This window comes from Pseudomonas sp. BGA-UO-ETr-WB11, assembly GCF_059567785.1.
In genome coordinates, this window is the sequence record NZ_JCAQOS010000008.1 from 762,149 (window position 1) to 775,609 (window position 13,461).

11 protein-coding genes, 1 tRNA gene and 1 pseudogene are annotated in these 13,461 nt (G+C 60.3%); 12 read left to right on the top strand and 1 reads right to left on the bottom strand.

Features of this window, described 5'->3' with window-relative positions; translation table 11 throughout:
* The first annotated feature begins 6 nt into the window (after positions 1-6).
* From miaA to AC56DI_RS17105, 10 genes and pseudogenes are all read left to right on the top strand, one after another.
* Positions 7-981, top strand: a complete 975-nt coding sequence (miaA, locus tag AC56DI_RS17060) for a tRNA (adenosine(37)-N6)-dimethylallyltransferase MiaA (protein WP_496347217.1) — start codon at positions 7-9, stop codon at positions 979-981.
* A 118-nt stretch (positions 982-1,099) separates the two neighbouring features.
* The gene (gene hfq, locus AC56DI_RS17065) at positions 1,100-1,360 is read left to right on the top strand and encodes an RNA chaperone Hfq (protein WP_324517162.1); all 261 of its coding nucleotides are present in this window, start codon (positions 1,100-1,102) and stop codon (positions 1,358-1,360) included.
* A 12-nt stretch (positions 1,361-1,372) separates the two neighbouring features.
* Positions 1,373-2,674 carry a ribosome rescue GTPase HflX gene (gene hflX, locus AC56DI_RS17070; protein ID WP_496347218.1) on the top strand — a complete coding sequence of 434 codons (1,302 nt, stop codon included), beginning with the start codon at positions 1,373-1,375 and terminating at the stop codon, positions 2,672-2,674.
* Between the two features lie 97 nt (positions 2,675-2,771).
* Positions 2,772-3,920: an FtsH protease activity modulator HflK gene (gene hflK / locus AC56DI_RS17075; RefSeq protein ID WP_496347219.1), complete on the top strand. Its 1,149-nt coding sequence runs from the start codon at positions 2,772-2,774 to the stop codon at positions 3,918-3,920.
* Entirely contained in the window at positions 3,920-4,789 is an 870-nt protein-coding gene (hflC, locus tag AC56DI_RS17080) for a protease modulator HflC (RefSeq protein WP_324517165.1), read from the top strand. Before hflK ends, hflC begins: the two co-directional genes overlap by 1 nt.
* A gap of 106 nt (positions 4,790-4,895) precedes the next feature.
* Complete coding sequence (locus AC56DI_RS17085; protein WP_324517166.1) at positions 4,896-5,081, top strand: DUF2065 domain-containing protein; 186 nt, start codon at positions 4,896-4,898, stop codon at positions 5,079-5,081.
* A 35-nt stretch (positions 5,082-5,116) separates the two neighbouring features.
* Entirely contained in the window at positions 5,117-6,304 is a 1,188-nt protein-coding gene (locus AC56DI_RS17090; RefSeq protein WP_422586896.1) for an ATP phosphoribosyltransferase regulatory subunit, read from the top strand.
* Positions 6,305-6,358: 54 nt separating this feature from the next.
* A complete protein-coding gene (locus tag AC56DI_RS17095) occupies positions 6,359-7,651 on the top strand; it encodes an adenylosuccinate synthase (RefSeq protein ID WP_422586895.1) in 1,293 nt (430 codons plus the stop codon).
* 953 nt (positions 7,652-8,604) lie between these two features.
* A pseudogene (locus AC56DI_RS17100) lies at positions 8,605-8,865 on the top strand (HAMP domain-containing protein); the annotation flags it as partial.
* Positions 8,839-9,723, top strand: a complete 885-nt coding sequence (locus AC56DI_RS17105) for a methyl-accepting chemotaxis protein (RefSeq protein ID WP_496347540.1) — start codon at positions 8,839-8,841, stop codon at positions 9,721-9,723. The pseudogene AC56DI_RS17100 and the gene AC56DI_RS17105, both read left to right, overlap by 27 nt.
* A 79-nt stretch (positions 9,724-9,802) precedes the next feature.
* Here AC56DI_RS17105 and AC56DI_RS17110 read toward each other — a convergent pair.
* Positions 9,803-9,889, bottom strand: a tRNA-Leu gene (locus AC56DI_RS17110).
* A gap of 209 nt (positions 9,890-10,098) precedes the next feature.
* Between AC56DI_RS17110 and rnr the strand changes: the two genes are divergently transcribed.
* Positions 10,099-12,633, top strand: coding sequence for a ribonuclease R (gene rnr, locus AC56DI_RS17115; protein ID WP_496347220.1), 2,535 nt, complete (start codon positions 10,099-10,101; stop codon positions 12,631-12,633).
* Positions 12,630-13,379, top strand: a complete 750-nt coding sequence (gene rlmB / locus AC56DI_RS17120; RefSeq protein WP_324517171.1) for a 23S rRNA (guanosine(2251)-2'-O)-methyltransferase RlmB — start codon at positions 12,630-12,632, stop codon at positions 13,377-13,379. The genes rnr and rlmB overlap by 4 nt, the downstream gene beginning before the upstream one ends.
* Positions 13,380-13,461: the final 82 nt, after the last annotated feature.

Consider the following 13,461-nt stretch of genomic DNA (forward strand, 5'->3'; position numbering starts at 1 on the left):
CTATTTATGTCAGCGCGCCTGCCGCCTGCGATTTTCCTCATGGGCCCGACCGCGGCCGGCAAGACCGATCTGGCCCTGGCCCTGGCTCGCGCCTTGCCGTGCGAACTGATTAGCGTCGATTCGGCCCTGGTTTATCGCGATATGGACATTGGTACGGCCAAGCCGAGCAAGGCCGTGCTGGCGCAATATCCTCATCAACTGATCGATATTCGCGACCCGGCGCAAACCTATTCGGCTGCAGACTTTCGAGCCGACGCCCTGGAGGCCATGGCGGCTGCCACTGCGCGTGGCCGTATTCCGCTGCTGGTGGGCGGCACCATGTTGTATTTCAAGGCCTTGCTGGAAGGTCTGGCTGATATGCCGGCAGCCGATCCGGCTTTGCGCGCGGAGTTGGAAGCGCAGGCGGCCCGCGAGGGCTGGCAGGTGTTGCATGAGCAACTGCGTGCTGTCGACCCTGAGTCGGCCGCGCGCATTCATCCCAATGACCCGCAGCGCCTGCTCCGCGCGCTGGAGGTCTACCGCCTGAGTGGGCAGAGCATGACCGCTCATCGCCAGCTTCAACACGGCCAAAGCGCCGATCCAGACGCATCGAAGGCGGCGCTATTACCCTATACTGTGGCGCAATTGGCGATCGCACCGGCGCAGCGTCAGGTGCTGCATGAGCGAATTGCGGAACGATTTCAGCAAATGCTGGACCAAGGCTTTGTCGACGAGGTTCAGGCGTTGCACGAGCGAGGTGACTTGCACGCGCAAATGCCGTCTATAAGGGCGGTTGGCTACCGCCAAGTCTGGGATTACCTTGAGGGGCGTCTCAGTCATGCCGAGATGCAGGAGCGCGGCGTGATTGCCACGCGTCAGCTGGCCAAACGGCAATTTACCTGGCTGCGTGGCTGGGATGGGTTGCACTGGCTGGACAGCCTGGCGGACGACAATCTGCCCCTCGCCTTGAAATACCTGCAGGCCAACTCCATATTGGACTGAGTTTTTTGCTGGTTGCCGGCTATCCTTAGCGTTTGGCGGCATAAGGCAGCGGTTTTGCTTTATACAATTATTGGATCTTAGATCCCTATTTATCTGATCCTCATTAGGAGTGCGGCACATGTCAAAAGGGCATTCGCTACAAGACCCTTACCTGAACACCTTGCGTAAGGAACGCGTTCCGGTATCCATCTATCTGGTTAACGGGATCAAGCTGCAGGGTCAGATCGAGTCGTTCGACCAGTTTGTCATTCTGCTGAAGAACACCGTCAGCCAGATGGTTTACAAGCACGCTATTTCCACCGTGGTACCGAGCCGCCCAGTGCGCTTGCCGACCGCGACTGAAACCGAGTTGGCTGACGCCGAACCCGGCAACGCTTGATAGGAGTCTGCTTTGTTCTTTGAGCGTCACGGTGGTGGTGAACGGGCCATTCTGGTTCATCTGGACGGCCAAGACCCTGAGGCGCGTGAAGACCCGCAGGAATTCCAGGAGCTGGCTCTCTCGGCAGGTGCCGAGACGGTCAGTTTCGTTACCGTGCCGCGTCAGCGGCCAACGGCCAAGTTTCTTATCGGCAGTGGCAAGGTCGTTGAGCTGCGCGACCTCGTGCAGACCGCTCAAGCCGATCTGGTGATTTTCAATCACGTCCTTACGCCCAGTCAGGAACGTAACCTCGAGCGTGTGTTCGAGTGTCGCGTGCTGGATCGTACCGGCCTGATCTTGGATATCTTCGCCCAGCGCGCGCGCACCCATGAAGGCAAGTTGCAGGTCGAGTTGGCTCAGCTTGACCATATGAGCACGCGCCTGGTGCGCGGCTGGACGCACCTTGAGCGGCAGAAAGGCGGTATCGGCCTGCGTGGGCCGGGCGAGACCCAGCTGGAAACCGACCGCCGCTTGCTGCGTGTGCGTATTCGTCAGATTAAGCAAAAGCTCGACAAGGTGCGCAGTCAGCGCGAGCAGGCGCGGCGTGGTCGCCAACGGGCAGATATTCCGTCGGTGTCCCTGGTTGGCTACACCAACGCCGGCAAGTCGACGCTCTTCAATGTGCTGACCGAATCCGACGTGTTTGCTGCCGACCAACTGTTCGCCACCCTCGATCCGACCCTGCGTCGTCTGGAATTGGATGATCTGGGGCCGATCGTGCTGGCCGACACCGTGGGCTTTATCCGTCACCTGCCGCACAAACTGGTCGAGGCCTTCCGCGCTACGCTGGAAGAGTCGAGCAATTCCGATTTGCTGATCCATGTGATTGATGCTCACGAACCTGAGCGTATGGCGCAGATCGAGCAGGTGCTGGCGGTGCTGGGTGAAATTGGCGCCGACAGCCTGCCGCTGCTGGAGGTCTACAACAAAGTCGATCTGCTCGAAGGCGTCGAGCCGCAGATTCAGCGCGATGCCGACGGCAAACCGCAGCGTGTCTGGTTGTCGGCGCAGGATGGAAGTGGTCTCGATTTGTTGCGTCAGGCCTTGGCAGAGTTGCTGGGTAATGACATGTTCGCGGCTACTCTGTGTTTGCCGCAGCAGTTGGGGCGCCTGCGGGCCCAGTTTTTTACCCTCGGCGTGGTGCAGCAGGAATCCTACGACGAGCAGGGCAGCAGTCTTTTGGCGGTGCGTTTACCGCGCAGCGAGTTGAATCGGCTGGTCAGTCGCGAAGGCTGGGAGCCGGACGCGTTTATTCAGCAACACACTTTGCAATAAAGCCTCTGTCAGTGGCTTTGCTGCTGGTGGGGGGCATTCGGTAGCATGGGCGGGCGCGCCGTGGGCGCGTCTTGGCTTTATCAGTATGGAGAGCGCTATGGCTTGGAATGAGCCGGGTGGCAACTCGAATAATCAGGATCCCTGGGGTGGCCGCAAAGGCGGTGATCGCAAGGGGCCGCCTGATCTCGACGAGGCCTTCCGCAAGCTACAAGAAAGCCTGAATGGGCTGTTCGGTGGCGGTAAAAAACGTGGCGGTGACGAGGGTGGCGGCGCAGGTGGTTTTGCCCTGCTCGGCATCGGCGTGGCTGTGGCGGCCGTGTTTTGGCTATTCAGCGCGGTGTACACCGTGGATGCGCAGGAGCAGGCAGTGATCTTGCGGCTGGGCAAATACCACACGACCGAAGGCGATGGTTTGCACATCTATCTACCGCCGTTCGACAAGAAGTACCAGGAAAACGTTACCCGTGAGCGTTCCTATACCAAGCAAGGGCAGATGCTGACCAAAGATGAGAACATCGTCGAGGTCCCGCTGACCGTGCAGTACAAGATCAGCAACCTGAAAGACTTCGTGCTCAACGTCGATCAACCTGAGATCAGCCTGCAGCAAGCCACCGAGAGCGCCCTGCGCCATGTGGTCGGCTCTACTGAAATGGACCAGGTGCTGACTGAGGGCCGTGAGTTGATGGCCAGCGAAATCAAGGAGCGGCTACAGCGCTTCCTGGATGCCTACGGCACTGGTATCACCGTGACTCAGGTGAACGTGCAGAACGCCGCCGCACCACGTGAAGTGCAGGAAGCCTTTGATGACGTGATCCGTGCCCGTGAAGACGAGCAGCGTGAGAAGAATCAGGCGGAAACCTATGCAAACGGCGTAGTGCCGGAAGCGCGCGGGCAGTCGCAGCGTATTCTTGAAGATGCCAACGGCTATCGCGATGAAGTGGTTTCTCGTGCCAAGGGTGAGGCGGATCGCTTTACCAAGCTGGTCGCCGAGTACCGCAAAGCGCCTGAGGTCACGCGTCAGCGTCTGTACCTGGACACCATGCAGGAAGTCTTCAGCAATACCAGCAAGGTGCTGGTAACCGGTGATAAAGGGCAGAACAACTTGCTCTATCTACCGCTGGATAAAATGATCGAAGGTCGTGGCGCCAGCGCTGCTTCTGTCACTGCAGCCGCGGGCGGCAATGCCGATACGCGTGTAGTAACCGATCTCGAGCAGCGTGATCTGCGTTCGCGGGAGAGTCGCTGATGAGCAATAAATCACTGATTGCCCTGGTAGGTGGCGTGATCCTGGCTGTATTGGCCTGGAACAGCTTCTACATCGTGGCGCAGACCGAAAAGGCCGTGCTCCTGCAGTTCGGGCGTATCGTCCAGGCTGACGTACAGCCGGGTCTGCATGTGAAGTACCCGTACATCAACCAGGTGCGCAAGTTTGAGGCGCGGTTGCTGACCCTTGATTCGCCGACTCAGCGGTTTCTGACCCTGGAAAAGAAAGCGGTGATGGTGGATGCCTATGCCAAATGGCGGGTGGCGGATGCCGAGCGTTACTACACTGCGACCTCGGGCCTGAAGCAGATTGCCGACGAACGTTTGTCGCGCCGTCTGGAGTCGGGTCTGCGTGACCAGTTCGGTAAGCGCACGCTGCATGAAGTGGTGTCCGGTGAGCGTGATGCGTTGATGGCGGATATCACGGCCCTGCTGAACAAGCTGGCGATGAAAGAGTTGGGCATCGAAGTGGTTGATGTGCGCGTCAAGGCCATTGACCTGCCCAAGGAAGTTAACCGCAGCGTGTTTGAGCGGATGAGCACCGAGCGTGAGCGTGAGGCCCGTGAGCATCGCGCCAAAGGTAAGGAGTTGGCCGAAGGTATTCGTGCTGACGCCGATCGCCAGCGTCGCGTGTTGTTGGCCGAGGCGTATCGTAGTTCGGAAGAAGCGCGTGGTGATGGTGATGCCCTGGCAGCGGCGATATACGCCAAGGCCTACGGCATGGATCAGGAGTTCTACGCCTTCTACCGTAGCCTGCGTGCCTACCGTGAAAGCTTTGCCAGTAAGAGTGATGTGCTGGTGCTTGATCCCAATAGCGAGTTCTTCCGCTACCTGGAAAAAGCCAAGCCTTGAAGCTACCTCCGGTGGGCGCCCAGCGCCCGCCGGGGTGACCTCAGAAGAAAACGTGTTATCATGAGCCAGCCGGGAAAATCCCGGCTTTTTTGCGTCTGTGGGAAGCATGTGGCAAGAACTTGGCATCGCATTTTGTTTGTTGTTGGTGCTTGAAGGCGTCTTGCCCTTTCTTTCTCCGCAGCGTTGGCGTGGGGCGTTGGCTCAGCTATTACGGCTGAGTAACACGCAGCTGCGACTAATGGGGTTGGCCAGCATGCTGCTGGGGACCAGCCTCCTTTATCTGCTTCACTGAAGGCTTGCCGCCCAGGTCGAGAGGGGAATAGCGAAATGGCAACGGTAGACCGCTGGCTGCTGCCAGATGGCATCGAAGAAATACTGCCGCCCGAAGCGGCGCGCATTGAAGCTGCGCGCCGGCAGGTGCTGGATCTGTTCCAGAACTGGGGCTATGAGCTCGTTATCACCCCGCATATCGAATACCTGGAGTCGCTGCTGACGGGCGCGGGTCAGGATCTTGATCTGCGCACTTTCAAGGTCATTGATCCGAATTCCGGGCGTTTGATGGGCTTTCGTGCCGACATCACGCCGCAGGTCGCGCGTATTGACGCCCATACCTTGCGCCGTGAAGCGCCGAGCCGCTTGTGTTACGCCGGCAGCGTGCTGCATGCGCAGCCGCGGGCGTTGAGCACTTCGCGCAGCCCGATCCAGTTGGGCGCCGAGTTGTATGGCGATGCCAGCCCGGCCAGCGATGTTGAAGTCATCAGTTTGATGCTCGACACCCTGGCGCTGGCGCAGGTGCCTGATGTGCACATGGACCTGGGGCATGTCGGTATCTACCGCGGCCTGGCCCGTGCCGCCGGTCTGTGTGGCGAGTTGGAGCAGCAGCTGTTTGATGCCTTGCAGCGCAAGGCTATTGACGAGGTTGAGGCTTTGACCGCCGACCTGCCGGCCGAGCCGCGCAAGATGCTGCGTGCGCTGGCTGAGTTGTGTGGTGATCGCGATGTGCTTGATCTGGCTCAGGCCTGCCTGGTCGAGGCGCCGGAAGAGGTTCATGTGGCGCTGGATGAGCTGATGGCCATTGCCGACATGCTCAGCGTGCGCTACCCCGAGTTGCCGCTGTACTTCGACTTGGGCGAGTTGCGCGGTTATCACTATCACACCGGCGTGGTCTTTGCGGCCTTTGTGCCGGGCTCAGGTCAGTCGATAGCCCAAGGCGGTCGTTACGACGATATCGGTGCTGATTTTGGTCGTGCGCGCCCGGCCACCGGCTTCTCCACGGATTTGAAATCGCTGGTCGATCGCGGGCAGATGCCGGAGATCGAGCTGCCTGCAGGTGTGTGGGCTCCGGACAGTCATGATTTGTACCTGTGGCAGGCTGTGCAGCGCCTGCGCCGCGAAGGCGTGCGCGTGGTGCAGGCATTGCCTGGGCAGGATCTGGCGGCGGCACACGCAGCGGGCTGTGATCGCCTGCTGCAGGTGTGTGACGGACGTTGGCAGTTGGCGCCCCTGGCGCCCTGAATTGTTTCCGCCGGCCTGCGCCGGCATCGAGCTTCCGTAAAGAGGACAAGTGTTATGGGCAAGAATGTCGTAGTCCTGGGCACCCAGTGGGGTGATGAGGGCAAAGGCAAGATCGTTGATCTGCTGACTGAGCACGCTGCTGCTGTGGTGCGCTATCAGGGCGGCCACAACGCAGGTCACACCTTGGTGATCGATGGCGAGAAAACCGTACTGCACCTGATTCCCTCGGGCATCCTGCGCGAAGGCGTGCAGTGCCTGATCGGTAACGGTGTGGTGGTTGCGCCAGACGCTTTGATGCGTGAGATCGTCAAGCTGGAAGAGAAGGGTGTGCCGGTGCGTGAGCGTCTGCGCATCAGCCCGTCTTGCCCGCTGATCCTTTCCTATCACGTAGCCCTCGATCAGGCGCGTGAGAAGGCTCGCGGTGAGGCCAAAATCGGTACGACCGGTCGTGGTATCGGTCCGGCTTATGAAGATAAAGTGGCGCGCCGTGGCCTGCGCATTGGCGATTTGTTCCACGCCGAGCGTTTCGCCACCAAGCTTGCCGAGCTGCTCGACTATCACAACTTCGTGCTGGTCAATTATTACCAAGAGCCGGCGATCGATTTCCAGAAGACGCTCGACGAGTGCATGGAATACGCCGCCCTGCTCAAGCCGATGATGACGGATGTCACCGCTGTGCTGCATGACATGCGTCGTGCCGATAAAGACATCATGTTCGAAGGCGCCCAGGGTTCGTTGCTGGACATCGATCACGGTACCTATCCGTACGTGACCAGTTCCAATACCACGGCTGGCGGCATTGCCACCGGTTCGGGTTTTGGTCCGATGTACCTCGACTACATCCTCGGTATCACCAAGGCCTACACCACGCGTGTTGGTTCTGGCCCGTTCCCGACTGAGCTGTTTGATGAGACGGGTGCCTTTCTCGCCAAGCGTGGTCATGAGTTTGGTTCGACGACCGGCCGTGCGCGCCGTTGCGGTTGGTTCGATGCGGTCATCCTGCGCCGTGCCATCGAAATCAACAGCATCTCTGGCTTGTGCCTGACCAAGCTGGACGTGCTGGATGGTCTGGAGACCATTCGCATCTGTGTCGGCTATCAGGACGAGCACGGTGCAGTGATTGCTGCGCCTACTGATGCGGACAGCTACATCGGCTTGCAGCCGGTGTACGAGGAAGTGCCGGGTTGGAGCGAGTCGACGCTGGGGGCAAAGACCCTGGAAGAGTTGCCGGTCAATGCGCGCCATTACATCGCCCGTATCGAAGAACTGGTTGGGGCGCCGATTGATATCGTCTCCACTGGCCCGGATCGCAACGAGACCATCGTTTTGCGTCACCCGTTTGCCTGATTGTTCGGTGCTGTAGAAAAAGGGTCGCCATTGGCGGCCCTTTTTTGTTTTTGGGGTGGGCGTTTACTGCCTGTTGCCGGGGGTGGGCTATAACTCAAGCGTGGTGCTGAGGTTGTTCTGCGTTGAGGGGTAAGTGCGTGTCGGCCATTCTCTTGCTGTTGCGTAGTCGTTTGCTGCGCCCGGTGTTTATTGCGCTGGGGGTGGCCTTGGTGATTGAGGTGGGTCTGGCCTTGGCGTTGACGCGCGCCACTATCGTGCAGTTGGTGGAGACCCTGGATACGCACTTGGGCGAGGATGTGCGAGTGATCGCTGCTGAGCTTGAGCGTGCCGGGCAGGAGGTGCGGGCCGGATTGGCGAGTCTTTCGCAGCGTACCGAGGAGCGGCTGGCGGCGGGTTTGTCGGTGCGCCTGGAAGAGGAGCAAGTGCGCTTGCGAGAGGTGTTGGTGGCTGGGCTCAGGCGCTCGGCAGATGACCAGGCCTCGCTGCTGGCCGCGGTCGCGCCAAAGGCCATCTGGGATAACGATGTGCCGGCGCTGACGGAGTTGGCGCGCATGGCTCAGCGCAATCCGGATGTTTTGTTCGCTATCTATATCAATGCCAGTGGTGAGCGGCTGACCCGTCATCTCAATCGTCAGGATAAGCGCGTGCAGGCGCTGTTGGCGCGTGGTCATGGAAAGGGGACGCTGGACAAGGTGTTAGCGGCAGCTCAGGCCGACGCCTCGGTCTATATCGCGCAGGCGCCAATCAGCCCCTTAGGCTCAGAGATTGGCAAGGTGTTGCTGGCGGTCTCGACAGAAAAGGTCGACAGGGATCTTGCTGCGCTCGATAAGCGGTTTGTCGAGTTGATCGCTGGCAGCGGGCAGTTGGTTTCTGATGGGTTGAGTGGTGCTGCGGCGGACAGTAGCGCTGTCCTTGGTGCGCGACTGCGGGCTGCTGAGGAGGCGACGCTGGGGATGCAGGCGGGCAGTCGTGCCGTGGTCCAGGCGGCAGCCACTGATTTGCGTCGCAATATAGGGGTGGGTTTGGCGTTGGTGGGTGTGGCGCTGTTGCTGTTGCTGGCGCTGGTGCTGGGGCGGCGGGTGCTAAGCAGGTTGCGTCTGTTGGTCATCGCTTTGGATGATCTGGCGGCTGGTGAGGGGGATTTGACGCGGCGCATCGAGTTGGCTGGTCGCGACGAGATCGTCGATATGGCGGCGGCAGTGAACCGCTTCGTGGCCAAGCTGCAGCCGATCGTGCGCGAGGCGGGCGATGTTGCACAGCAGGTCGGGCAGGAGATTGCCGGATTGGCGCAGCGTAGCGTGGCTGCCGAGGCGGCTGCAGGGCGGCAGCGTGATGAGGTGGCTGCCAGCTTGCAGGCTTTAGCGCATATGGCTGATGAGGCGCATGCAGAGAGTCAGGCCATGCAGCACGCCTTGCAACGCGTGCAGGCTATTCGCGAGGCTGCTCATGAGAATGGGGCAATCGCGGGCAAGGTCGGGCACCTGATTGAGGAGTTGGTGGTCAGTGTCGAGGTGGGGGCGACGGTGATTGAGCGGCTGGCCCGGCAAAGTGAGCAGATTGAGGTGGTGTTGACGGTCATCCATGGGATTGCCGAGCAGACCAACTTGTTGGCGCTGAATGCCGCTATCGAGGCTGCGCGGGCGGGTGAGAGTGGGCGGGGTTTTGCGGTGGTGGCGGACGAGGTGCGTGCGCTGGCCAGCAAGACGCAGCAGTCGACGGGCGATATCCAGGCGCATATCGGCGCTCTGCAAAGTGGTGCGCGCGAAGCTGTCGGGGCGGTTGGGTTGGCGGGGCGGCAGGCAACTGAGGGGTTGGCGGCGCTGCGGGACAGTTCCCGCCTGCAGCAGTCGGTGCAGGCGCTGGTGGATGGGGTGCACGAGGCGATCAATTGCGCCACTCTGGCGGCTGAGCATCAGGCGCAGGGGGCGGCGAGTGTGCGCGGCCGGGTAGAAAATATTCTCCAAGAAGCGCAGCGGGCGGAGCAGGCAGTAGCGGCTACTGCGGCCAGTGGGCGAGCGCTTGATGGGTTGGCAGCTCAGCTCAGGGGGAGTCTTGGCCAGTTTCGGGTGTGAGTCATATTGCGTGCTGAAAAACCATTTTCATGCGAGCACAAAAAACCGAGCGCTTGGCTCGGTTCTTTGTTTGGTAATTTGGTGCCCAGGAGAAGACTCGAACTTCCACGGTGTTGCCACCGCATGGACCTGAACCATGTGCGTCTACCAATTCCGCCACCTGGGCATTAGAGTTCGATGATCGCTCATCTAGTCTCTGTCACAACAACGTTTGCCGTCGTTGTGGGTGCGCACTATACGGATGAGGTTTAGACTTGTAAACACCTGTTGTGAAAATAATTTTATTCTAGCGGTTAGGCTGACCAACACGGTCGTTTCGCGCTTCAATAGGCACATGGCAAATATTATCTAAGTAGACAAGGTGAATTCTTTCTAATGGCCGATTGGCAATCCCTCGATCCCGAGGCCGCTCGTGAAGCGGAAAAATATGACAACCCCATCCCCAGCCGTGAGCTGATTTTGCAGCAGCTGTCCGACCGTGGTTCGCCCGCGAATCGTGAGCAGTTGGTGGAAGAGTTTGGCCTGACCACTGAAGATCAGGTCGAGGCCTTGCGCCGCCGTTTGCGCGCCATGGAGCGTGACGGTCAGTTGATTTACACCCGCCGCGGCACTTATGCGCCGGTGGACAAGCTTGATTTGATCCTTGGCCGGGTTAGCGGTCATCGCGACGGCTTCGGCTTCCTGATTCCTGATGATGGCAGTGATGACCTGTTCCTCAGTCCGAGTCAGATGCGCCTGGTCTTTGATGGTGACCGTGCGTTGGCGCGGGTTTCTGGTCTGGATCGCCGCGGTCGGCGCGAAGGCGCGATTGCCGAAGTGATCTCCCGTGCACACGAATCTCTCGTGGGTCGTTACTACGAGGAAGGTGGCATTGGCTTTGTGCTCGCCGACAACCCGAAGATTCAGCAGGAAGTGCTGGTGACGCCGGGTCGTGCAGGCAATGCCAAGATCGGCCAGTTCGTTGAAGTGAAAATCACCCATTGGCCTACGCCGCGCTTTCAGCCGCAGGGCGATATTGTCGAAGTGGTCGGCAACTACATGGCGCCGGGCATGGAAATCGACGTTGCGCTGCGCAGCTACGACATTCCTCACGTCTGGCCAGATGCTGTGGTGGCCGAGGCTGCCAAGCTCAAGCCGCAGGTGGAAGAGAAGGACAAGGAAAAGCGCATCGATCTGCGCCACTTGCCGTTCGTTACCATCGACGGTGAAGATGCCCGCGACTTCGATGATGCCGTGTACTGCGAGAAGAATGCCTCTGGCTGGAAGCTGTTTTCCGGTGGCTGGAAGCTCTACGTGGCCATTGCTGACGTGTCCCATTACGTCAAGGTGGGTTCGGCGCTGGACGAAGAGGCGACCGTGCGCGGCAACTCGGTGTACTTCCCCGAGCGCGTGATACCGATGCTGCCGGAGGAGCTTTCCAACGGTCTGTGCTCGCTGAATCCGCAGGTTGACCGGCTGGCCATGGTCTGTGAAATGACCATGTCGAAAACCGGCAAAATGACCGATTACCAGTTCTACGAGGCGGTGATTCACTCCCATGCGCGGCTGACCTACAACAAGGTCAGCGCCATGCTTGAGCAGCCCAAGAGCACGGAAGGCAAGGCCTTGCGTGGCGAGTACAGCGAGGTGCTGCCGCATCTCAAGCAGCTGTACTCCCTGTACCAGGTATTGCTGGCTGCCCGTCATGAGCGCGGTGCTATCGATTTTGAAACCCAGGAAACCCGGATCATCTTCGGTGCTGGGCGCAAGATCGCGGAAATTCGTCCGACTCAGCGCAACGATGCTCACAAGCTGATCGAGGAGTGCATGCTGGCGGCCAACGTGGCCACTGCTGCGTTTATGCAGAAGCATGAAATTCCGGCGCTATACCGGGTGCACGATGGTCCGCCGCCTGAGCGTCTGGAAAAGCTCAAGGCGTTTCTCGCTGAGCTGGGCTTGTCGCTGCACCGTGGCAAGTCCAAAGAGGGCCCGTCGCCGAAGGACTACCAAGCCCTGCTGGAAACCATTCGTGGGCGTGACGACTATCACCTGATCCAGACCGTGATGCTGCGTTCGCTGAGTCAGGCGGTATATAGCGCCGATAATCAGGGTCACTTCGGCCTGAATTACGAGGCGTATACCCACTTCACCTCGCCGATCCGTCGCTACCCGGACCTGCTGACCCATCGGGCCATTCGCAGTGTTATTCGTTCCAAGCTGGATACTCCGCACGTTCGTCGTGCCGGCGCCGTGGCGATGCCGCGCGCGCGCATCTATCCGTACGATGAGGCGGCGCTGGAGCAGTTGGGCGAGCAGTGCTCGCTGACCGAGCGGCGCGCTGATGAAGCGACCCGTGACGTCGTGAACTGGCTCAAGTGCGAGTTTATGAAAGATCGCGTCGGCGAAACCTTCCAGGGCGTGATCACTGCGGTGACGGGCTTTGGCTTGTTCGTCGAGCTGAAAGATATCTACGTCGAAGGCTTGGTACACGTCACTGCGCTGCCGGGCGATTACTACCACTTCGATCCCGTGCATCACCGTCTAGCGGGTGAGCGCAGTGGTCGCAACTTCCGCCTGGGCGACAGCGTGGAAGTGCGGGTCATGCGTGTTGATCTGGACGAGCGCAAGATCGACTTCGAAATGTCCGAAGGCATGCTCAATGCGCCGGTCGGGCGCAAGGGCCGTGGCGCTGCACCGGCAGGCCGCAAGAGCTCTGCGTCGGGCAAGGACTCTGCCAGCACAGACGTGCACAAGAGTCGCGAGCTGAAGCAGTCCTTGCTGGGTGAGGCCAAGGCCGCCGGTAAGCGTCCGCCAAAGGGTAAGTCGAGCTCTGCGCCGGCCGGTAAGGCCAGCTCCCATCGCAAGGGCGCCGGCAAGGCCGACGGGGCGCCAGCGTCCTCGGCGCCGCGTAAGCGCAGGACCAAGTCATGAGTGATTTGGAGAAAATCTACGGCGTCCACGCCGTAGAGGCGCTGCTGCGTCATCACCCTAAGCGGGTCAAGCAGGTCTGGTTGGCAGAAAGCCGGCAAGACCCGCGCATTCAGGCGTTGCTGGCGCTGGCGGCCGAGTCGCGGGTGAGTGTTGGCAACTGCGAGCGTCGTGAGATGGATGCCTGGGTCGAGGGTGTGCATCAGGGCGTGGTGGCGGAAGTCAGCCCTAGCCAGGTCTGGGGTGAGGCCATGCTCGAAGAGCTGCTTGATCGCAGCGAGGGCGTGCCGCTGTTGCTGGTGCTGGACGGCGTGACCGATCCCCACAACCTCGGTGCCTGTCTGCGTACCGCCGATGCGGCGGGCGCCCTGGCGGTGATCGTGCCCAAAGACAAATCGGCAACCCTGAATGCCACCGTGCGTAAGGTGGCTTGCGGCGCGGCGGAAGTGATTCCGCTGGTGGCGGTGACCAATCTGGCGCGCACCCTGGAGAAACTCCAGCAGCGTGGTTTGTGGCTGGTCGGCACCGCCGGCGAAGCTGAGCAGGAGCTGTATCAGCAAGACATGACCGGGCCGACTGTGCTGGTCATGGGGGCTGAGGGCAAAGGCATGCGTCGCCTGACTCGTGAGCATTGCGACTACCTGGTGCGTCTGCCGATGGCGGGCAGTGTCAGCAGCCTCAACGTTTCGGTCGCCGCGGGCGTGTGCTTGTTCGAAGCTGTGCGTCAGCGGGCCGGCAAGCAGAAGTAGCCGCCGCTTAAGGTGGCGGGCGCAACGCCCGTCGCCTATCGATTGATTGTACAAATAATCACCAATTTTCCTTGCGCCGCTG

Coding starts and splice junctions, on each gene's coding strand:
- miaA (WP_496347217.1), top strand. CDS start 7: ATGTCAGCGCGCCTGCCGCCTGCGATTTTCCTCATGGGCCCGACCGCG.
- hfq (WP_324517162.1), top strand. CDS start 1,100: ATGTCAAAAGGGCATTCGCTACAAGACCCTTACCTGAACACCTTGCGT.
- hflK (WP_496347219.1), top strand. CDS start 2,772: ATGGCTTGGAATGAGCCGGGTGGCAACTCGAATAATCAGGATCCCTGG.
- hflC (WP_324517165.1), top strand. CDS start 3,920: ATGAGCAATAAATCACTGATTGCCCTGGTAGGTGGCGTGATCCTGGCT.
- AC56DI_RS17085 (WP_324517166.1), top strand. CDS start 4,896: ATGTGGCAAGAACTTGGCATCGCATTTTGTTTGTTGTTGGTGCTTGAA.
- AC56DI_RS17090 (WP_422586896.1), top strand. CDS start 5,117: ATGGCAACGGTAGACCGCTGGCTGCTGCCAGATGGCATCGAAGAAATA.
- AC56DI_RS17095 (WP_422586895.1), top strand. CDS start 6,359: ATGGGCAAGAATGTCGTAGTCCTGGGCACCCAGTGGGGTGATGAGGGC.
- AC56DI_RS17105 (WP_496347540.1), top strand. CDS start 8,839: ATGGCGGCGGCAGTGAACCGCTTCGTGGCCAAGCTGCAGCCGATCGTG.
- rnr (WP_496347220.1), top strand. CDS start 10,099: ATGGCCGATTGGCAATCCCTCGATCCCGAGGCCGCTCGTGAAGCGGAA.
- rlmB (WP_324517171.1), top strand. CDS start 12,630: ATGAGTGATTTGGAGAAAATCTACGGCGTCCACGCCGTAGAGGCGCTG.